This is a genomic window from Paenibacillus sp. J22R232 (assembly GCF_056269165.1).
In genome coordinates this window covers 563,921-584,753 of the sequence record NZ_JBWDNK010000003.1, presented here as the reverse complement: position 1 = coordinate 584,753, position 20,833 = coordinate 563,921, and the positions used below count along the sequence as shown (strand labels likewise).

The following is a 20,833-nucleotide window of genomic DNA, read 5'->3' as shown; positions in this document are numbered from 1 at the left end:
TAAACAGAAGCCTTCACCCCCGGAATCCCGAAAAGGTGAAAGCTTCTTCTTAAAACAGCTGCAACAGCGGCTCGTAAATGCCGTACAGCAGCAGGTAAAACGCTGCGCCAAGCGCAGAACCGATATAGGCCCCATTGAGCCGTATGCGCTGCAAATCCGTTTCGACCTTGCTTTCAATAAAGTAAACGAGCTTCTGTTCGGTAAAGCCTTCTAGCGTCTTGCGCACGATAACGCCAATTATGGCATGCTCCGTCTCGATCATTTTGTTGACGAATTTCTGGACATATTGCTCCAGCCAGCCCTTTGTCTCCTCATTGGCTTTGAACCAGTCCCAATACGAAGCAATGAAGTCGTTAATCAGCGCTTTGATATCGGAAGGGTTAACCGTATGCTTTTCTTGAACGGCAAGCTGCAGACTTGGCTCATGAACGAGCAGCTGCTTGATATTCCCGAGTAATGCTTCAATCGTAGGAAGCAATGAGATTTTGTCGATCATCTCATCCCTCCACTCGCTGACCGCGGCAGCGACATCCTCCCGATTCTGCAAATTGTCGGCTAGCTGATAGACCATGCTCTCAAGCAGCACGCGCAGCTCATGCTGCGGATTCCGCAGATCATCGATCAACAGCTGCAAATCCTCGAACAATACGTTCGTGGCGTCGTCGAGATTAAGCGCATTAGTCGATTCAGCAATCTCTACGGCCATCTTTTTGAGCCACTTGGAGAAGATGCTTCCTTGATTAACGAACTTCTCCTTCTCTTTCCCAAGCAGCTCCCGGATGATGGGCTTCATTCGCTCGTCTGCCGCGCGTTCCGCCGCAAGCTCAACGATCTGGCTAAGCCATACTTGGAAATTGCCTTTGTCCATGACCCATTTGAGCGCCTTGCCCGCATAAGGGGACAGATTGACCTTGCCAAAGCCGCTACGCGCTTTCTCGTCAATAATGATTGAAATTCCTTTCATATCGAGCTTGGCGAGCAAGGTGGATACCACTCTCCACCCCTGCTCCGACAGCATGCCTGACGGCCGGCGGTCGATCCAAGCAATGCCGATCTCGACAAGCGAAATGTGCTTAACCTTCTCCTTGAGCAGATCCTTGCTGAGCAGCTGCTGCTCTACCATATTCGCGACGCCTTCAATCAGCTTATCGCGATTTTTGGGAATGATAGCCGTGTGGGGAATCCACTTCCAGCCGAAAGGATGGCGGAACAGCACCGTTACCGCGAACAAATCAGCCAATGCGCCGACAAGCCCCGCTTCCGTCGTATAGAGAAGCATTCGCGTCCACCAGCTATCCGGGAATACGTACAAGCAGCATGCGGCAATGACGAATAGGATGGCCAAAATAACCAAGCTGCGATTTGCTTTTTTTCTCATTGCCATTTAAGCATGCCCTCCGATCCAAAACGTTGCAAGATGCAGCACGACGCCGATAAGCGCGCCGACTCCGATGCCATTGATCCGAATGTATTGCAGATCCTTGCCCGCTTTCTCTTTCACGAGCGAAATAAGCTCCTCCTCGGAGAAATCGTTCAGCTTGTCGGTAACGAGCTTCCCGATATAAGAATGCTTCTGCTCGATCCATTTCAGCACCGTCGTCTTCACGTACTGATCGATGCGCTCAAGCAGTTCGCCATTGCTTTCCAGGTAGCCGACTCCTTCGCGGACCTTATCCTTGATCCAAGGATATCGCGCAAGCTGTCCCTCGGCATTGTCGGCAGCAGCCTTTCGAAGCGCCTCGAGTCCGCGCTCAATGAATACATCCAGCTTAATATCGGACTTCACGGCTGCCAGCAGGCTGAGCTTGCCCGCTTCTATCCGCTCCCTCAGCTGCTCGTCGGTGCGTAGACGATCCACGAATCGCGCAATGAAAGCTTTGATCTGTTGGCGCTGGGGATGGTCCTCGCCATGGAATTTCTCCAGGAAGGAAACGAGCCAATCCTGCAATCTTCCGCTAATATTGGCAGCCTCAAGACCAGCCGTGAAATCAATGAGCTTCCTTCTGAACTTATCGCCTTCGTACGATTTAATCGCCGATTTCACGATTTGATCCACGACGGAGCCAAATACGGCCGATTTCACGATTTTGATCAATTCGGGTATCATGAATTCGATAATGCGGTCATCATAGCCGTTTCTAATCGTCCAATCCCCGACATCGGCGGCAATGTTCGATACGGGTACCGAATCGGCATGCTCAAGCAGAAAGGTTTGCACGGTTTTGGCCAGCTCCCGCAAATCGATGGTCGTGATCACATCATTCGCAACCTGCTGCAAAATATCGTTGACCCCTTCTTCGCCGCCATGCTCCTTCAAATACGTCACCAACACCTCGGCAATGTTGTATTCATCGAGCCGCTCCTTTATATTCGGGATGGTCAGCAGGTCGTTCTGAACCATTTTGACAAGCTCTCCGATCAGCCGCTCCCGATTGCGCGCAATGATATTCGTACCCATCCACGATGGCCATTTGATCCGCAGCGGATTGCCGAACAAGGCACTCACGGCGAATGAATCGGCAAGCCCGCCGATCGTTGCCGCGCTAAACAATGAAAACAAAAACCCGCCTACAAACGAGTCATGGAACGGAAAAGCGACAAATATGCCGATAGCAGAAAAAAGCAGTGCCAAGTCCGCTTTTTTCTTTATGCTGAAATTGTTCATGGCTATGCTCCATTCCTGGTGATCTTTACCTTATTAATTATCCCATAACTTAGGGGTGTGAAACAATGCGGCGCTCGACTTTACTTGCAAGGCATAGCTATTCGTTTGTGCACGCGTTCAGGCATGCTGGAACATATACTGATAATGGAACGTAAATACGTGCAGGGAGATGATGACAATGGTGATTTTTGCTTTTCTATTTATCCTCGTTGCATTACTTCATATTTTCTTCCCTAAATTCGGATGGTTCATGAGATACGGATGGATGGTGAAAGGCAGATCCGAGCCCAGTGACGCGTACATTCTCATGACTCGAATTAGCAGCGTTATTGTGCTGATCGTCTTTCTTTTTGTTTTTATGCCCCTTCTCTTTAACTAGCCGCCGCATAGGCGGTTTTTTATTTGGCTCTGCATGTGAACAATAAAAAACCTTGAAGGGCTGCAAGCCCTTCAAGGTTCCTTTGCACGTAAATTCACGCCCAAATTATTCCAAGTTCTCCGAACGATATTTTGCTCTCTTTTAACCCTATATCATCATTTGTTCCTATTAGATCTATCTCTTTTTTTGATAAAACAATAGTCCCGATGGTCGGGCTATCTTTCGGTTGTAAACGGAAACTAACCATTCAATTTGTTTAGGTAACATATCATAATATTCTTTCCAAGCATCAATCGCTGTCTCCCAATCCATAATTTAATATTCTAGTAGATGTGCTCCTTGTTCAATAAGAATTTCTTGTGAGTCGATTGAGAAGCAGAGCTCTTCAGTTCCCCAAAATGAAGATGTTATTAGCGGTTTTACACAACCTTCAACATCATCCAATAGATATTGCAACGCTTCGCTTTCTGCTATCTCTATCACTGCATGTGGAGCACCTTCAAAAAAGTGAATAGCATCTTTGTGTATGTTCATCTGTTTCAATCGTTCACTGTGATCATCCCTAAAGGCAGCGACAATATAATCCGAGCTAAATGTAATCGTGCCCCTTGTCCCCGAACTATCTTGAACGCTGTAATTGAACCCGTCCCAAGAGTGTTCATTTGATCCGCTCCGCAATGTTGCCGTCAATATGCTTAATCAGCACGGAGATACTGTGACTCCATTCCTCTGACTGCCAATTCAACTGCTCATCATCAAGCTGCTCGATCGCTAATTGGAGGCGTCTTCTGATTTCATCGAATTGATGCAGCAGCCAATCTCTGTTAAAAGCATAACTCATCCCATTTCCTCCCAAACTTAACAATACGTTAATTCATAGCAACCAACTCACGATTAATCCAGTTAAAAAGCAGCGACGGCCGGTATTCCTCAGGACGCCAGCCCTTCTCTATCGCTTCCGTTAAAATTGCGGCAACCTCTGAAGGCTTGACGAACTTTAAGTTCAACTGCTCCACATGGGGAAACTCCACCCAGTAATCGTTAATGTCCGAGGCGATATGCACTTCAAGCTTTTGGCCCTTTTCTTCACTATGCTCTGCGATTAATACTATGCGTCCCTTTGAAGTTGCAGAAATGAGCCAACTGTACGTTGTATTTCCGACTGTTATCTTTCGCGTACCTTTTTTAGGCATCGTCATGATAGACCCTCCAGTTTTGAAAATGACGCTGCAAGGAACGAATTTTTATTGGTAAATCCTAAATAATAGTCATAGTTTTCCTCATCCATTAACGAATAGTGTTCTTGATGAAATAAAACATTGGAATACTGATTAAATGTACTACCTTTCTTAATAACAATACTTCTAAATAGGTAATCGATTTCGATTGCTTTAATCATTTCTTCTTTTGTCATTGCCGAAAACCATATTATCTGTGGCGACGTTTGATTAGGCTCATCCCAATGAGCGATAGATATTCCCCAAGGCAACACCCATTCTGAGTTCTCAAAGACACGTCTCTCGGAGATGAACTCACGAATATTCACATCTATTAAACGCAAATTCCTTTCATAAAATGAAAATAAAATAATCGAATCATTGTCAATAAATAAACTGATCAAATCTACTAACTTCTCCGTTGTCATATTATGCTTAATCACGCCATAAGGGCGATTTAAATTAATTTCCAAACTCATCATCCTTTACAAATGAAGTAATAATATCCGCCGCATCTGACACAGATATTTTCTCAATTTTGAATTTCATTCATTTTCAATCCTATCTTTCAACTTCAAAGTAAAACAAATCATTATTTATATCCATATGAAAATATCCAATAAAATTAGATGGTTTAATGTAACTATTATACTCTGCGCTATACAACCAATGCGGTTCTTGCATTTGTTCATGCTCCAATTGAAAAGATGTTGTTACGTCTTTAACCTCTTGCCATTTGTACATTTTTTTAATCTTGTCTATGACACCCTTATCTATATAAACATACCCTTTCATCCGGTATGAGCTCGGTCCAAAATTTTGATCACCTATTGGTTCACTCTGCCAGTAAACCTTTTCTACCTTTTCTAAAAGCGGAAATCTATCAACAACCGGTTGTATCTCGGTACTATATGGATTAGCCGAACCTAATCCTATATTTAATTTAGCAAATCTAATTGCAACTATTATGAAAACAATCAACAGTAGTATAGCTGAGAATAAGATTTTTTTTCGATATATTTGTTCCATTTGCATTCCTCCCTTAACGATTCACTTCGCATAAAAAAATAATTACCTCTCATTTCCATCATATCACGATATCCCTCCCATCAGCTTCTGGATTGCTGCAGCACAATGACTTAACCTTCCCCTCTCACTATGGAACAAAAAAAACAGCCCACACATTACCGTGCAGGCCATCTATCCGTAAAATCACTATTCTCTTATCGTCACGACATACTCGCTGCCAGCTACCGCCTGCCATACCGCACAACCGTCTTCATATTGCATGCTGCTTAGCTCCTGGCCGTCCTTCGAGATCAGCAACTCTCCGCTTGCAAACAGGACGCATCTATTCGAAGCGGTCGCACGAATGCGTGCTCCCGCAAGCTTGCCGCTTGACCAGCGGATATCCACCTCGAAGCCGCCACGGGCGCGCAGGCCCGTGATCTCGCCGTCTTTCCATGCGGATGGCATAGCCGGCAGCAGGTGGATATAGCCAGCGTGGCTTTGCAGCAGCATCTCTGAAATGCCCGCCGTGCCGCCGAAGTTGCCGTCGATCTGGAAAGGCGGATGATTGTCGAACAGATTGGGCAGCGTCGAGTGACCTAGCAGCGCCTGCACATTCTCATACGCCTTCTCGCCATCCTCAAGCCTTGCCCAGAAGTTAATGATCCAAGCACGGCTCCATCCCGTATGACCGCCGCCGCTTTCCAACCTACGTTCAAGCGTTATTCTGGCTGCCGCTGCCCATTCCGGCGTACCCTTCACGGTAAACTGCTTGCCGGGGTGAAGCGCGAATAGATGTGAAATATGCCGATGGCCAGGCTCTGCCTCCTCGTAATCCTCCATCCACTCTTGAATTTGCCCATGCTTGCCGATTGCAGGCTTTGGCAAGCGCGCACGGATCCGTTCCCAGCGGTTCTGCTCAGCTGCTTCCAACTCTAGTATTTTCGCAGCTTCGAAACAAGCCGTGAACAGCTCATACAGAATCTGGCTGTCCATGGAAGCGCCAATACATAACGTGCCCGATTCGCCATTTGGCAGCCTATACGTGTTCTCCGGCGAAACAGACGGATTCAGCACGAGCAAGCCCTCTTCCGTTTCTGTCAGAAACTCCTCGAAAAATTGTGCCGACTCCTGAAGGATCGGATAGCTTTTTTCCAAGAAAGCCAAATCAAGCCCATACTCGTAATGCTCCCATAAATGCAGGCAAAACCATGCTGCTCCAAGCGTCCAATAGGAAGCTGGCAAATAGATATCTTGAGGTGCCGTATCTCCCCAAATGTCCGTATTGTGATGAGCGACGAAGCCTCCGCAATTGTACATGGTCTTGGCTGTAATCCGGCCCGGCTCCCGCATCCGTTCAATGAGCTCGAACAGCGGTTCATGGCATTCCGCCATATTGCCTGCTTCGGCTGGCCAATAGTTCATCTGCGCATTAATGTTTATCGTATATTTGCTGTCCCATGGCGGCAGCATCTTATCATTCCATATGCCTTGTAGATTCGCTGGCAACGAGCCAGGCCGGCTGCTGGATAGGAGCAGATATCTACCGTATTGATAGTACAAGGCTACAAGCCCGCTATCCGCATGGCCCTCTTGGACAAGCCTTAAACGCTCATCCGTCGGCAAGCCTTCAACACCGGCAGAAGAGGCGTCCGTTAATTGCAGGCTCACCCGACCCGATATCCGGACGAAATCGTCGATATGGTTTTTTTTCAACGTTTCATAGCTGAGCTGTGCTGCCTTCGAGCCCGTTTCAAGCACATAAGCTTCGGGGTCAGCATGACGAAACGAGGTGGCAGCCGTTATGAACAGCGTCACGCTGTCAGCACCCTCGATGACAAGATGCTCGCCAATGATCGTGATAGAGCCGCCTTCGGCAGCCGCGCGCAGCGCCATTCGGAAATCGGAGCCGCCCGAGCCGCCGCATATCCCCCTCATGACAATCGTGTTATTATCGGCCTTCACCAATTCATCGTAATAACGATTGTTTCCGCGAAGAAGACGCGCCGTAAAGCTGATGCCTCCGGGTTTATCCGATGTCAATCTTGTAACGAGCGCCTCATCCGGAAAGCTCGCAAAATGTTCCCGGCGAAAAACCGTTTCGCCTATTCGGAACGAAACCGAAGCCATGCCTTTGTTAACATCCAAGTCACGCACATATTCACTCGTTTCCCCGTTACCCTCATAACGAAACGATAGCTGCAAATCGCCTAGCGGCATATAATGGCGCTGCGTCTCGGGCACGCCTGACAAAGCCATCGCGGACAAATCATGCGCCTCGCGCAGCCGTCCTTCTCTGAGCAGCCCTTGGATTTGCTCCAAATGCGGCAAAGCATCCGGGTTATTGCGATCTCGCGGCCCGCCGTACCATACGCTGTCTTCATTCAGTGCAATGCGCTCCTGCTTCGCATGACCGAATATCATGCCGCCCAGCTTCCCGTTTCCGATCGGCAATGCCTCCTCCCATATTGCAGCAGGCTGCTTGTACCATAACCGGCTTTCCCTTTGTATTGTCATCCTCATATCCCCTTCCATGAATCTAGCTTTTCTTTGCCCTAGCAATCTATTACTATGAGTGTATACCTACTAAAACCACCGGACGGCGGTGCACGGCCATGATGAGAAAAAACGAACAGCATGCTTTATCCGATTTGCTTCAATCCCTGCAGCTTCAATTGATTATCGCCCATCAAACGCAAGTATCCATGAACTGGGCTGAAACCGATTCAACGCCCGATTATAATAAGCTGTATTACATTTGCGAAGGTGAAGGCTGGATTCGCATCGGCAACGTCGATTATTATCCGAAGCCCGGTCAGCTTTTTCTGACCCCCGCCCATACCCGCATATCCTTTTCAGCTCGCAATAATCGACCATACTTGAAATATTGGTGCCACTTCAGCATTTTGGCGGGCCCCTTCGACCTGTTTCAATGGATTGGCGTTCCTTTATGCCTGGATATCGATGATCACTCCCGCATGACAGCCTTATTCCAGGAGCTGATTGCCTGGCATGAACAGCCGACGATTGTAGCCCGGCTCCGCGAGAAAGCGATCCTCCTAGAGATCGTCAGCCGCTACCTTGAATCGGTACCGATTCAAGTGCTCCAGCACCGTTCGGAGGAAATGAGCCGTTTGAATATTATTCAGCAGTTTGTGGACAGCCGCCTCCATCTGAACATCAGCATCGATCAAATGGCAGAGGCTCTCCATCTGCATCCGAATTATTTCAGCGCGTATTTCAAAAAGCATTTTGGCATCCCGCCGCTCAAATACGTGAACCGCAAACGAACCGAAAGGGCAAAGCAGCTCCTTACGACCACTTCGCTCAGCGTCAAGGACATAGCGGACCAATGCGGCTTCAAGGAAACGAATCACTTTACTAAGTTTTTTCGCAAAGAAACAAGTCTTTCCCCTACGGAATATCGGTCGGCGTACTCCTCATCGGCGCCGATATCGTCGCTGCCTTTATTATAAAAGCGCATTCATGCACTGACGATGGATGAAACTAAGCATTAATGGGATGAAAGTAAGATTTACTTTAAGGTTCATCCCCTAATCGAAACAGAGGCAGCCATGGACGAATGAACGTCCTTGACTGCCTCTATCGTTAATGCAATATAAGTTATTCATTTGTATAACATCATTATTATTGCTACTTGTTAAACGAAGAAATGATCGTCCAGTCCGCATCGGTAAGCTGATTAATTTGCCAAATTGCAACACCGCGCAGACCCATGGCTTGCGCCAATCGCATCTTCGCTTGGATACTCTCCGAATTCTCGTACCATAGCAAATGCGTTCCTCGCGTATCCGTAAACGTGATGCGATTAAGGAAGTATGGCAGCTGCATCGTAGAGACAGTCCCCTCGGCTGCAATTCTGCTTTCGACAGCCGCTATGGACGGAGAGCGGAAAAACTCAACCGTTCCGTCTGCAGCAGTCGTCCATTGGTTCGCTTGCTTGGAAATGCCAAGCAGCAGCTTATCAGCGGGAATGTACGCAAGCGCGTTACGTACGGCGTCGCCTACCAGCGTGAGCGGAGCGGAAGGCAAGCCGCTCTCCTCGTGAGTGAATTCGTAAGCCATCAGCACCACCGTGTCAGCGAGCTCACCAAGCGTTTTATAATCGTAACCGCCATAATAATAGGAGGGCGGAACAACTACCGTAAGCAAAGTTGTCTCGCTTACCGCGCTTTTCACTTCCCGAATGAGCTCGGTGAACGGCTCTTTCAAAGTAGCCGGGACAAGCCCTTCCAAATCAATGGCAACCCGATCAAACCCATATTGCGGATCAAGGAGTACATCTGCCAAAGCATTTACGAATGACTTGCGCGCTTCGGCATCTACGACGAATTCGCCCAGCTTGTTCAGCGTCGTATTGCCGAATACCATAAGCGTCTTCTCGGAGCCGCCAGCATCCGCTGCGGCAAGCAGCTGCTTCCAATCGCTGGGAGGCGCAAACGCAAGCGACGCCTTGCCTGCGCCCTCATAGCTCAGCTTGGCCCAATCGAAGATAATCTCGCCGGCACCCGCAAAGCGTTCCGGTTTCTTGTATGGTCCGGACGGTGCATAAAAGGCGGAGATGCCTAGTTGCTTGCCTTGGCTGCGGAAGCTGATCAACCGATCGACCGTAGCAGCCGCTTCACGCCTCGTCAACGATTTGCCTGGAAGAAACCGTCCTTTATCATCGCCTTGCATGATGGAATCCGCGTACGTCCGCATCACATATGGCGCAAGCTTGCTATCGATTTGCGCCTTATCTGCGTAATTCGCCTGCTTGTCTGCTGCCTTCCAATCCGTATCCAGCCATTGTTGCTTCTCTTCTGCGGATTTTCCTTGCAGCAAGGCGAATCCGGTCAACGCTGCAACCTCTTCACGCTTAATCGCCTGTGCAGGATTAAACTTGCCGTCCTGAATCAGCACATCCAACCAGCCAGCATCATATGCCTGTTTAATTACCCCGTAGGACCAGCGATCCTTCGCCACATCCTTAAGGGAGGCCGTTCTTTCCTTCTCTGCCTGCGGCTTGACCGACTGCGTCAGCAGCTTAACAAACGCTTCTCTCGTAAGTACCGTATCCGGCTGATAGGTTCCATTCTCATAGCCGGTCACAATGCCCATCGCGACTAGCCGGTAGATAGATTCCGCCGCCCAATCCTGCTCCTTCACATCGCGAAACGGCTTCAATTGCGCTTCGTATGCGAATGCCTGCATGGAAGTCCCTATTAATAATACGACTAGTAATCCGATTAAAATGGCCGTTTTTCCCCTAAGCTTCAACGTATCCAACTCCTCATTAGAGCAAATCTATCACTCTATTCATTTGGTCGATAGTATAATAGCTCATTTCCCATCGAAAGTCCAACTGAACCATATTATGGAGAGGAAGGCGAAACTATCACTTGTTTTAGCTTCAATGCATCTACGAATCTGTCTTTTTGACTAACTCCGCGGCTTCCAGCAGCATGACGCCGCTCAGCTGCACGCTTAATTGGACAGGCAACTCGGGGTGTTTCTCCCAGGATGGGCCGCATAATCCCCGTTGCGGCTCCAAGCCTTTTGCAGCAAAAACGGCAGCATTTGCTTCTATAATATCCCTAATCACGTTCATATCCGGCGCTTCACGCTGCAGCTCCACCAAATACCGTATCAATATGCCTTTGAACAAGCCCGTATCGTCGATTCCTTCATCTGGAAATATAAGCTGATTAGGCTTCGCGAACCGATCAAAGCAAGCTTCTGCGGTACGCTTTGCATCCTCCAGATAGTGCGGCTCTCCCGTGCAGCGGTACAGCTCCACCCCTGCGCCGATGAATACGCCTTGGCAATAGGTGAACGCCCAGTCATAATCGATTTGCATATCGCCATTGCGGTTCCATCCATCCCAAACGAAGCCCGTCCGCGGATCGACGAGATAATCCTTGTTCCACTTATAGATACGGATAGCCCAGTCTAGATCGGCCTCGTTTCCGAAGGATCGGTAAAGCCTTGCGGCTAATATGGCAGCCGGCGCGTTGGCCGGCGTGTTTTTATAATCCTTTTGTCCCTTGTTCCAGCCCATGCCGCCGCCCATCTGGTCGCTCCAAGCGGTTTGGATATCTGCCCACAGCTCCAGGACGCTCCTCTTGTACTTCTCATCAAGGGTAATGTGATAAATTCTAAGCAGGGCTAGCGCGAGCCACTCCATGTCATCGTAATAATGGTGGAGGAAAGTCCCGCCATTGCTAGCCAGAATACCCTCGTAAATCGCTTCAACCCGATCTTGATACTTCCGGTCACCGGTACGGTTTAGCCCATCGGCGAATACGTCAATAACATGCGCCTGCCACCAATAATAATAGTTTTCATGAGGCGGGCTCGCCTCCTTCGGATACCATTGGTTCATGATCTTTGACTCTTCGTTCCAGTAATGGCGGAACAAAGCATCCTGTACGAAGTCAACTCGGCTGTTCGTGCTCATCGCTCGTTCTCCGCCATTTTTTCCAGCAGCATGATTCCGCTGAGCTGCACGCTGAGCGTTACCGTCTCGCCAGGCTTTTCCGTCCAATTATGGTTAAACAGCGCCTCTCCCTCCGACTTCCCATTCAACCACAGCTGCTCCGCATTGCGCAGAAGCAGCTGAAAGGCGCCCGTATCCCCGGTTTCCTTCACCAGCTCAGCAGCATATCGGATGAGGATGCCTTTAAACAAACCGCCGTCGCCTGTCTCCTCATCCGGCAGCACGCTTGTTGCAGGATCAGCAAGCTCTGCAACGGCAGCGCGGAAGGAACGGCTTGCATCCTGCAAGTAGCTTTGATCGCCAGTTGCACGGAAAAGCTCTACGCCAGCCCCGATATACACGCCTTGGCAGTACGTGAATTTCCATTCTTTATCAACGGCGCCGTCACCGTTTCGATTCATCCCGTCCCATACGAAGCCAGTCTCTGGATCTACTAATTTTTCCTTTTGCCATTTGTAGATTTTCAATGCCCACGCCAAGTCATCGTCGGCCTTGAACTCCTGATACAGCTTGGCGGCTAATATGACTGCTGGCGCGTTCGCAGGGGTATTCTTATAATCTAGCTGGGATTTCTGCCAAGCGATTCCGCCCCCCATATGCTCGTTCCAGCCCGTTTTGATATCCGCCCACAGCTCCAATGCCGCTGCCTTATATTTTTCTTCCCCGGTTGCTTTATAAGCGCGAAGCCATGCAAGCGCCATCCACTCCATATCGTCATAAAGCTCGTTTGGCAACGCTCCGCCGTTTCGCTCAACGATGCCGTTATAGAACTGGGCTAATCTGTCCGCATAATGAGGGGCTCCCGTCCTAACCAGCCCATCAACCAATACATCGGCCGCATGCGCCATCCACCAATAATGAAATATCGTGTTGCAAATGCCGTTCGGGCACGGCGTTTCGATATTGTACATTTTTATTTCGCCGTTCCAGAAAAACCGCTCCAGCGCTATCTGTGCTTCATCGGCCCGCTTCTCCCATACTCCGATTGCCATTTGGCTCATGTAACTTCTCCCCCTAGGTCATTATTCATCCCGCTAGCTGATTATCCTTTAATACCGCTGAATGCGATGCCTTGAACAAAGTAACGCTGCAAAAGCAGAAATAAAATCAAGATCGGCAGTATGGCAACCAGCGCGCCTGCCATCATTGGTCCGAAATCCGTCTGAAAATTGTAGGAAAATGCCTGCAGGCCCATTTGGACCGTCGCTTTCGCGGGATCATTCAGTACGATCATCGGCCAAAGAAAGCTGTTCCAGCCTGCCTGAAACGTAAAGATGCCTAGCGTAGCAAGCGCGGGCTTCGTAAGCGGCAAATATATTTTCCAGAAAATCATAAATTCCCCGCAGCCTTCGATCCGTGCCATCTCCAGCATGTCTGTCGGCAAGGTAAGAAAAAACTGCCGCATAAAGAAGACGGCAAACGTTCCGGAAGCGCCCGGGAGAATGATCCCCCAGAAGGAATTCATTAGCCCGTGCCCTCCTGAGCCGAGCAGATCATTGCCGCCGAATAGCGGCAGATGCTGCAAGACGTACACGCTCGGAATCATCGTCACGATGCCGGGAATCATCATCGCCGCCAGCAAGACGCGAAACAAAGGCTGGCTCAGCTTGAATTTCAGCTTAGCGAAGGCGTAACCGGCGAGCGATCCCAGAAACAGGTTAAAACATACACCCGCCGCGGCTAGAACGAACGAATTCCAGAAGTACAAACCGAAAGGCACCGTCGTAAATGCTTTCTTGTAATGCTCGAACGTAATGTCGGTCGGCAGCCACTGGATCGGCATCGCAAAGATTTGTTCGTCTGGCTTAAACGAGGTCAGCACGCTCCAGTAAAAAGGCAAAAACATGACGATCGCAATCAAAGCACATCCGACATAATAGACCGTCTTCTTTATCCCCTTGCTGAGAGGAGTATCTCCAACCGTTTCCATTTGCAGCTCTCCCCCCTATATAACGGACTCTTCCGCTTTTGTTATTCTCATATTAATGATGGAGAAAATAAGAATGGCGATGGCTAATACGAACGCCTGAGCTGACGCATAGCCCATTTGCAGCTGGTTGAAGCCTTGCTGGTAGATCAAATAAACCGGCGTTTTGGTCACGTTGGCAGGCCCGCCTTGTGTAAGCACGAATGCTTGATCGAACAATTGCAGCGCACCGATAATCGATAAGGTGCTAACCAGAAATGTCGTTGGCCTGAGCTGCGGCCAAGTAATAAACCGGAAGCAGTCGACCTTGGTTGCTCCGTCCAGCCTCGCCGATTCATACAAATAATCGGGAACCCCTTGCAAGCCGGCAAGGTAGATGATCATATTGGAGCCGACCGATTGCCATAGCGTTACCATAATAATGGACAGCATCGCGGTCTCCGTCTGGGCTACCCACGCAGGGCCCGTAATTCCCACGTAGGACAACAGTCCGTTAACCAAGCCGAACTCGGGATGCAGAAGCCAAATCCAGACGGTTGCCGCCGCTACGGAAGACGTTAAGGTTGGCAAATAATTGAGCGTGCGAAACAGCTTAATGCCTCGCCACGCCCGATTCATCAGAATGCCTAGGGCAAGTGAAATGATAATATTGAACGGTACGAATATAACCGCGTACAGAAAGACGTTTTTGAACGTTACCCATAATAATTGGTCGTCGAGCAAACGGCGGTAATTATCAAAGCCCACCCAGTCTTTTCGGCTCAATACGTCATAGTTGGTGAAGCTCAAATAAAGCGCCATAATGACCGGAATTACCGTAAACACAAGAAACAGCAGCATGGTCGGAGTGATGAACAAATAGGCTGTCCTTGCCTGATGACGCTCCAGCTTTCTTACGGAAGCCATAAAAACTCTCCCTTCACTTGGAGAAAGGGAGGTATCCCTCCCTTTCTAATTGACGAACGCTAGTTTTATTTCGCTTCCCGGTTATCCTGCAGCAGCTTATCGCCTTGATCCTGCGCTTTCTTAAGCGTATCCTCGATGCTTTGCTTGTTCTGCTGGAACAGCTGTAAGTTCGGCGTGAGGGCATCGCCCTCCATCACGGAGTAGCCTGGATGGTTCGGACGTACCTTTGCGAATTCAAGCGTCTCCATAAACGGCTGCCAGAACGGGTCATCCTTGAAGAACGGATCCTCCAGCGCAGGCTTGTAGCCCGGAATATTCAAGCTTGTTTTCGCCCAGAGCAGCGCGTTGTCTTTATTCGCAAGCCACCATTTAATAAATTCCCATGACTCTTCTTTATGTTTCGCGCCTTCGGGAATGACCAGTCCAAAGCCGCCCATTACGCTTGCTTTGTCGCCGTTTGGCCCCGCAGGAGGCGGAACGATTCCGAAATCCAAGTCCTTGCCGTATTTCTTATATGTGCTTAGCATCCAGGGTCCCGTATACTGCATAGCCAGTTTGCCGGTTACGAATGCATCTTGGCCTTCTCCGAGCCCTTGCTCGAAGCCTACTTTGTATACTTTATCTTGGTTTAACAACCGGTCCCAATAGTGAAGCACTTGTTTTCCTTTATCGTTGTTGAAATTCGTTTTTCCATCCTCGGTAAGCATTTGCCCGCCCGTTTGCTGCAAATACATATTGAACAAACCGACGTCGCCAAGCGAGAAGCCTGCTACCTCCAGCTTGCTTCCATTCCATTTCGTGAGCTTGGCAGCGGCGTCTGCCAGCTCATCCCATGTTTTCGGAGGCTCCACTCCAGCCTCGGCAAGCAGCTTTTTGTTATAGAAGAGAGCGCGTGCATCGACCGTAAGCGGCAGGCCGTATAGGTTGTCGTCCAGGGAAAGCTCCTTCAGCGATTCCTCGTAATAATCATCGCGCGAAATCCCGTCACGCTCTAAGTACTCATTAATCGGATGCAGTACGTTTTTAGGTGCGTAAAGCGAAGTCCGCCAGCGGTCCCAGAACAGAATGTCCGGTGAACCTCCAGACGTTGCAGCCGTTAGAAATTTCGTAATCATATCCTGCTGCAGGACATATTTGACATGTATTTTAGTTTGCGATTTATTGAAGGCATCGACCATGGTCTCGAATTGCGCTTGTCCCTCGCCGCCCCAATCGCCCCAGAAGGTCAATTCCACTGCCTTTGCGTTTGCTTTATTGCCGCCCTCCGCATTCGTAGAACCGTCTGTGTTTTTCTGGTTTGCGTTGTTGCCCGAGCATCCTGCAAGAAGCCCTATGACGAGCAGCATCGCTGTCCCTGTCATTAACCATTTGTTCATTTTCATTGCCGTGCCTCCCTTTTCGTATTTATGTTTATGCTGCGAAAGAGGTTATTCTCGGTAAAACGTAACCGCTTTCATAAATTGAGTATATTAGTATGAGGTGTGTATGTCAATATGAATTTAATTCGACATTTTACAAGCTAATATATCATTTTATGGCTGTTTGAGTGCAAAAAAAATACCCCTGGCCATCAAGGGTACTCCTTGCGTGCTGTAGCAGTTGAATCACCGATAATCAAATCCGCTTCCAGCATCACCTTATTGGGAACGGCTTGCCCCTGCATTATGCGCAGCACATGGCCGACGGCCAAACGTCCCATCTCCTCTTCGTTTTGCCGAATATGCGTAAAAGCATAACCGCCGCCGAGGCCAGTAGGCGGGCTGTCGAAGCAAATGATCGAGATGTCCTGAGGAATGCGGAGACCTAACCTCTCCACCGCCGCTTTCGCAAGCAGCGCAATATTATATTCAATCGCGAACAGTGCCGTAATTTCCGGACGGCGCTTCAAATGTGCCATCAGCCTTTCAACATCCTGTTCGATGTTGTTATCGTTGAAGGAATTGGGCAGCGTAGAAGTGAGGTCGCTTACCCACAAATCTTTATCTACGGCAATCCCATGCTCGGCAAACGCTTGGATAAAGCCCTCTACGCGGTCCTCAACCGCTGTCGTATCCGTAGGCGGCGGGGATAGGAAGGAGATGTGGCGGTGCCCTAGCTCGAACAAATATGCCGTCGCTTTCCGCGCGGCTGCGGCATTGTCGGTGCTGATAGAAGCGGCGGACACGCCCTTTAGATGGCGGTCGATCAACACCAGCGGAAATCGGCTAATGACGAGCTTTAATATTTCCTCGTTAAAATATTCGCCCTGTGCCGGGAACACGATTAACCCGTCCACACCTAGATGAAGCAGCTTCTGTATCGAAAGCTCTTCATTGGCAGGAATGCCGAACGATCTGCGAAGCACGAGAAAACAATCATGCGCTCTGGATGCTTCTTCCATGCCATAGATCAATCCCGTACCGTAGCTGTTGCCGAAATCTGTAATGACGAGCCCGATCGTCGTCATATCCGCCGTGAACGCCGAAGTCGCAGCTTGGGATTGGGATGGTACAGGTCCGAAATCCGTTTCAGGATCGGCAACAAAAGAGCCTCTTCCCGGTTTTCTCACAATCAAGCGTTCGTTCGTAAGCAGCTCCAACGCCTTTTTGCTCGTGATTCGGCTAACTTTGTAGGCTTCCGCCAATTCCTTCTCCGAAGGGATCCGTTCGCCGATTCCGTAAACATTCGTAATAATTTGTTTTTTAACGGATTCAAATATTTTTTCGTACATCGGTTTAGATGAAGTTTCATTCATTGCGAGCCCCTCTTCCATTCCAGCGTATAAGCGTATCGTTAATAATATATCATGTTATATCATTTGTAATTGTTTTGCAATCGATTTCATCCATAATAAACAAACAAGCTAATCGGATCATCCGGTTAGCTTGCTTCACGCTATCAAGTTGATTTTTTTGTATCCTGACGGTAATCCATGGGAAGCCTGCCATACCTCTTTTTGAACATATCGCTGAAATGCCTTGCGTTGTTGTATCCTACCTTTTCCGCGATTTCATAGACCATGAGATCGGTCAGGCTGAGCATATCCGCGGCATGTCTCATTCGCACCTCAGTCACGTATTGCTTAAAGTTTTGTTTCGTATGTTTTTTGAAAAAGCTGCTGAAGTAATAGGGGTTCATGAATGCCATGCTCGCCATAGACTCCAGCGTAATCTCCTCGCGGTAATGCTCATCAATAAATTGCTTGATTTTGGCAAGCACGATCTTATCCTTATTGCCGGAATCGCTATCCAGCTCGTTATAGGTTTTCTCGAACAAGCCGATTATTTCATCGCTCATTCGATCAAACGTATCAAAACTAGCAAGGAGCTGCTGCAGCTCCCGTTTGTCCAAAGCGCGCTCGGATAGATGTACGCCTGACTTCGAGAGCTCTTGGATGATAAAGGACATGGAGGAGAAGCAGGTCGAGACGGCAAGCGAACGGTTTCCGAACGTTTCATTCTTTATCATTTCAAGCCACACGGCCAGCGAAGCCTGTACCTCCGGCCACCCCTTTGCCGTAATCCTGCGGATGACATCCCACTGTGCATCATATAGCTGTTTATCGAAAGCATGCACCTTGCTTTGCGGTACGTAGCTTAACACGCGGTTCAGTCCGACGAAATACTTCATTTCCATCGCTTGATCCGCTTCGGCGTAAGCAGCAGCTAGTTTCAGCAGCTCGCTCACTGGGCGCCCGATGGCGATCGATACCTTCAGCTTCAGGAATGTATCGATCTTCCGCTGCGTGTCCTCAGCAAGAAGAATAGGCACATCCATCTCGTCATGGCTGACAACGATAATATGTTGATTCTGCTTGATGAACACGTAGCCAATGCCGGTATCGATGATGACCTCCTGCAGCACATTGCCAATCGCGAATTCGATCAGCTTTTTTTCCTTCTCCGTCCAGCGGTCCGATTCTTCCTTCAAATGCTCTACCGCTACGATTAAGACGGAATAATATGGTCCTCTAAGCTGTTCCGCCGTCTCCTGGTAAGACCGCGCGTTCGCCGATAAATTCCCGTCCGTCAATCGGATTAAAGCATCCTGCATCTCTTCATGCTTGCTCTTCCGCTCGAGCAGCTGCAGCTTCCCTTTTCGTTTCTGCTCTTCATTCAGCTCCGTGATCAAGGAAATAGCTTTGTCCAGCACGCTCTCAAGCTGCTGCTTAACGACCGGCTTCACCAAGTAATCGATCGCTCCGAACGCAACCGCATCCCGCGCGTAGGAAAACTCCTGATAAGCGCTTATAAAAATCACGTGAACGGGCAAGCTTCTATGCTTTATTTCTTTAATAATATCGATTCCCGTTCGATGCGGCATGCTGATATCGCTAATAACCAGATCCGGCTGCAGCTCCTCGATTAGCTGCATAAGCTCGTTCCCGTCATAGGCATGCCCGACGATTTCCATCCCGAATGATTCCCAGTCAATCAGCTTCCGCAGCCCTTTAATGATAATTGGTTCATCATCGGCCAGAATGAGCCGTATCATGAGGCAATTCCTCCTTTACCGGAAATAGCATCAGCACCGAGGTGCCGACATGCTTGCGACTGCTTATCGAGATGCCATAGCCTTCTCCGCAGACCGATTTAATTCTTTCATGAACGTTTTTGACACCGACATTTTTGGAAGGAGCGGCCGCATCGCCAAGCATGAAGCTAAGCCGCTCCAGCTCGTCCTTATCCATGCCGATACCGTCATCATAAACGGTAACAGCCAGCTTATCCTCTACGCACTCAATTGATATTTGAACCGTACCCTTCCCTTTCATCCGCAGCCCATGCTGAATGGCGTTCTCAACGATCGGCTGCAAGGAAAGCTTCAGAATCGGCCAATCCCTATTCACATTCTCGGCGATCTCGCATCGAAGCTCGAACCGATTCTCGAATCTTACTTGAATAATGTAGAAATAGTCCTTCAGATGATCCAGCTCACGCTGAATACTCACCCAATCCTCGCCGTAGTCAATGACGTATTTCAATTGATTCGATAAGGAGAGGATCATATCCGCCACTTCATCCGCATCGCTGTGAACGGCATTCATGCGGATAACCTCCAGCGTATTGTATAAATAATGCGGGCGAATTTGGCTCTTCAGCGCGTTCAGCTCCGTCTGCTTCTGCTTGATCTCCGCTACGTAAGCCTCATTGATGAACACTTGCAGGCGGTCGACCATTCGGTTGAAGCCATGCGCCAGCCTGCCCATTTCATCATTGCTTTTCACTTCGATTTGAATTTCCAAATTACCGGACTCCACCTTGGTCATCTGCTTGATCAGCCCGCGTATAGGCGCGGCAAGGCGCCTGGAGAACCATGTCCCCATAATGATGAGCACGAGCGAGCAGATTCCGATTGCGATATATACGGCCGTACTGGTCGTTCCAAGCTGTTTATAAATTTCGGTATTCTCGAATTTAACGAGCAGCTTGCCTTTTATGAACGGAATCTCCTCGCTCAGAATGAGCTTATCCCTGTCTGATTCCGTTGTTAGCGGTGATGGGATGGATGCTAATTCTTTATTGCTGAAGTAGGGGCGGTCTTTGCCATCGAGCACGTAAAGCTCGTCCTTCTCTCCCAAGTTCAACTCGCGCAGGAATTGGTCTGCCACTTTGGCATCCACGTCAAAAAACAAAGTGCCGACGATTTTGGGATCCTTTGTGAGCGTGCCTGACGTATCGATTAAATTGCGCCCGATCGTGATAACCTTGTCTTGGGAATTAAAAATATAATAATCGTCATGCGTCGGATAGATCATGAGCCCCGTTGGATCTTCCTTGACCGTATCGAGCCATTCCCTAACGGGCAGCTGCTCCGAAATCACGACTTTGTTTTCTTTGGTTTGATAGAAAAGCTTGCCGTCAATCGTACGTACGAAATAAGCGCTCGTTATATAGCGGTCGCTGTACATGATCATTTTGAGAAACGCATCGATGGGAACGGCATTGATTTGCTCCAATTCATTCACGTTGCGCGTCTGATTGTCCGATATGCTGTCCTGCATCCCCTCGTACCGGCCGGTGTACATCAACATGGATATTTCATTGTAGTTATTGAATGCGGAATTCAAATTGTAGCTGATATAGAGAACCATCTGGCGCAAATTATCGTTCGTGTAACGCTCTACGTGCCCAGTAAAGGTTTGAACGGAGAAATAACTAAGCGCGAATAACGGAATCAGCCCCACTATTATAAAAGCAACCGAAAACTTCACGAACACGCTATTGAATCTGAGCCGCCACGCTTTCATCCG

At 48.8% G+C, this 20,833-nt stretch carries 19 protein-coding genes; 2 read left to right on the top strand and 17 right to left on the bottom strand.

The window, feature by feature from the left end; all coding sequences use genetic code 11:
- Positions 1-49: 49 nt before the first annotated feature.
- Together AC0YN3_RS13605 and AC0YN3_RS13600 are read right to left on the bottom strand one after the other, a co-directional pair.
- On the bottom strand, positions 50-1,384 hold the full coding sequence (locus AC0YN3_RS13605; RefSeq protein WP_475775561.1) for a DUF445 domain-containing protein: 1,335 nt from the start codon (positions 1,382-1,384) through the stop codon (positions 50-52).
- A complete protein-coding gene (locus AC0YN3_RS13600; RefSeq protein ID WP_475775560.1) occupies positions 1,385-2,665 on the bottom strand; it encodes a DUF445 domain-containing protein in 1,281 nt (426 codons plus the stop codon).
- A 169-nt stretch (positions 2,666-2,834) separates the two neighbouring features.
- On the opposite strand from AC0YN3_RS13600, the gene AC0YN3_RS13595 reads away from it, so the two are divergent.
- Complete coding sequence (locus AC0YN3_RS13595; RefSeq protein WP_475775559.1) at positions 2,835-3,044, top strand: DUF6199 family natural product biosynthesis protein; 210 nt, start codon at positions 2,835-2,837, stop codon at positions 3,042-3,044.
- 315 nt (positions 3,045-3,359) lie between these two features.
- Here the strand turns inward: AC0YN3_RS13595 and AC0YN3_RS13590 are convergent, their stop codons facing one another.
- From AC0YN3_RS13590 to AC0YN3_RS13565, 6 genes are all read right to left on the bottom strand, one after another.
- On the bottom strand, positions 3,360-3,587 hold the full coding sequence (locus AC0YN3_RS13590) for a hypothetical protein (protein ID WP_475775558.1): 228 nt from the start codon (positions 3,585-3,587) through the stop codon (positions 3,360-3,362).
- Positions 3,588-3,702: 115 nt separating this feature from the next.
- Positions 3,703-3,885 (bottom strand): DUF1572 family protein, encoded by a 183-nt coding sequence (locus AC0YN3_RS13585; protein ID WP_475775557.1) that lies wholly within the window; start codon positions 3,883-3,885, stop codon positions 3,703-3,705.
- 28 nt (positions 3,886-3,913) lie between these two features.
- Positions 3,914-4,243: a hypothetical protein gene (locus AC0YN3_RS13580; protein ID WP_475775556.1), complete on the bottom strand. Its 330-nt coding sequence runs from the start codon at positions 4,241-4,243 to the stop codon at positions 3,914-3,916.
- Complete coding sequence (locus tag AC0YN3_RS13575; RefSeq protein WP_475775555.1) at positions 4,240-4,740, bottom strand: hypothetical protein; 501 nt, start codon at positions 4,738-4,740, stop codon at positions 4,240-4,242. Before AC0YN3_RS13575 ends, AC0YN3_RS13580 begins: the two co-directional genes overlap by 4 nt.
- 82 nt (positions 4,741-4,822) lie before the next feature.
- Positions 4,823-5,290 (bottom strand): hypothetical protein, encoded by a 468-nt coding sequence (locus AC0YN3_RS13570; RefSeq protein ID WP_475775554.1) that lies wholly within the window; start codon positions 5,288-5,290, stop codon positions 4,823-4,825.
- Between the two features lie 186 nt (positions 5,291-5,476).
- Positions 5,477-7,786, bottom strand: coding sequence for a glycoside hydrolase family 95 protein (locus AC0YN3_RS13565; RefSeq protein ID WP_475775553.1), 2,310 nt, complete (start codon positions 7,784-7,786; stop codon positions 5,477-5,479).
- 98 nt (positions 7,787-7,884) lie between these two features.
- On the opposite strand from AC0YN3_RS13565, the gene AC0YN3_RS13560 reads away from it, so the two are divergent.
- The gene (locus AC0YN3_RS13560; RefSeq protein ID WP_475775552.1) at positions 7,885-8,745 is read left to right on the top strand and encodes a helix-turn-helix domain-containing protein; all 861 of its coding nucleotides are present in this window, start codon (positions 7,885-7,887) and stop codon (positions 8,743-8,745) included.
- A gap of 178 nt (positions 8,746-8,923) precedes the next feature.
- On the opposite strand, the gene AC0YN3_RS13555 is transcribed toward AC0YN3_RS13560, so the two are convergent.
- The 9 genes from AC0YN3_RS13555 to AC0YN3_RS13515 all read right to left on the bottom strand — a co-directional run bounded on the left by AC0YN3_RS13555 (position 8,924) and on the right by AC0YN3_RS13515 (position 20,830).
- Entirely contained in the window at positions 8,924-10,549 is a 1,626-nt protein-coding gene (locus tag AC0YN3_RS13555; RefSeq protein ID WP_475775551.1) for a glycosyl hydrolase family 18 protein, read from the bottom strand.
- A 142-nt stretch (positions 10,550-10,691) separates the two neighbouring features.
- Positions 10,692-11,729: a glycoside hydrolase family 76 protein gene (locus tag AC0YN3_RS13550; RefSeq protein ID WP_475775550.1), complete on the bottom strand. Its 1,038-nt coding sequence runs from the start codon at positions 11,727-11,729 to the stop codon at positions 10,692-10,694.
- A complete protein-coding gene (locus AC0YN3_RS13545) occupies positions 11,726-12,769 on the bottom strand; it encodes a glycoside hydrolase family 76 protein (RefSeq protein WP_475775549.1) in 1,044 nt (347 codons plus the stop codon). The genes AC0YN3_RS13550 and AC0YN3_RS13545 overlap by 4 nt, the downstream gene beginning before the upstream one ends.
- Before the next feature lie 41 nt (positions 12,770-12,810).
- A complete protein-coding gene (locus AC0YN3_RS13540; RefSeq protein ID WP_475775548.1) occupies positions 12,811-13,698 on the bottom strand; it encodes a carbohydrate ABC transporter permease in 888 nt (295 codons plus the stop codon).
- Positions 13,699-13,713: 15 nt separating this feature from the next.
- On the bottom strand, positions 13,714-14,601 hold the full coding sequence (locus AC0YN3_RS13535) for a carbohydrate ABC transporter permease (protein ID WP_475775547.1): 888 nt from the start codon (positions 14,599-14,601) through the stop codon (positions 13,714-13,716).
- 65 nt (positions 14,602-14,666) lie between these two features.
- On the bottom strand, positions 14,667-15,977 hold the full coding sequence (locus AC0YN3_RS13530; protein WP_475775642.1) for an ABC transporter substrate-binding protein: 1,311 nt from the start codon (positions 15,975-15,977) through the stop codon (positions 14,667-14,669).
- 194 nt (positions 15,978-16,171) lie between these two features.
- Positions 16,172-17,335: a GntR family transcriptional regulator gene (locus tag AC0YN3_RS13525; RefSeq protein WP_475775546.1), complete on the bottom strand. Its 1,164-nt coding sequence runs from the start codon at positions 17,333-17,335 to the stop codon at positions 16,172-16,174.
- A gap of 143 nt (positions 17,336-17,478) precedes the next feature.
- Positions 17,479-19,074: a response regulator transcription factor gene (locus tag AC0YN3_RS13520; protein ID WP_475775545.1), complete on the bottom strand. Its 1,596-nt coding sequence runs from the start codon at positions 19,072-19,074 to the stop codon at positions 17,479-17,481.
- Complete coding sequence (locus AC0YN3_RS13515; protein ID WP_475775544.1) at positions 19,049-20,830, bottom strand: cache domain-containing sensor histidine kinase; 1,782 nt, start codon at positions 20,828-20,830, stop codon at positions 19,049-19,051. Before AC0YN3_RS13515 ends, AC0YN3_RS13520 begins: the two co-directional genes overlap by 26 nt.
- Positions 20,831-20,833: the final 3 nt, after the last annotated feature.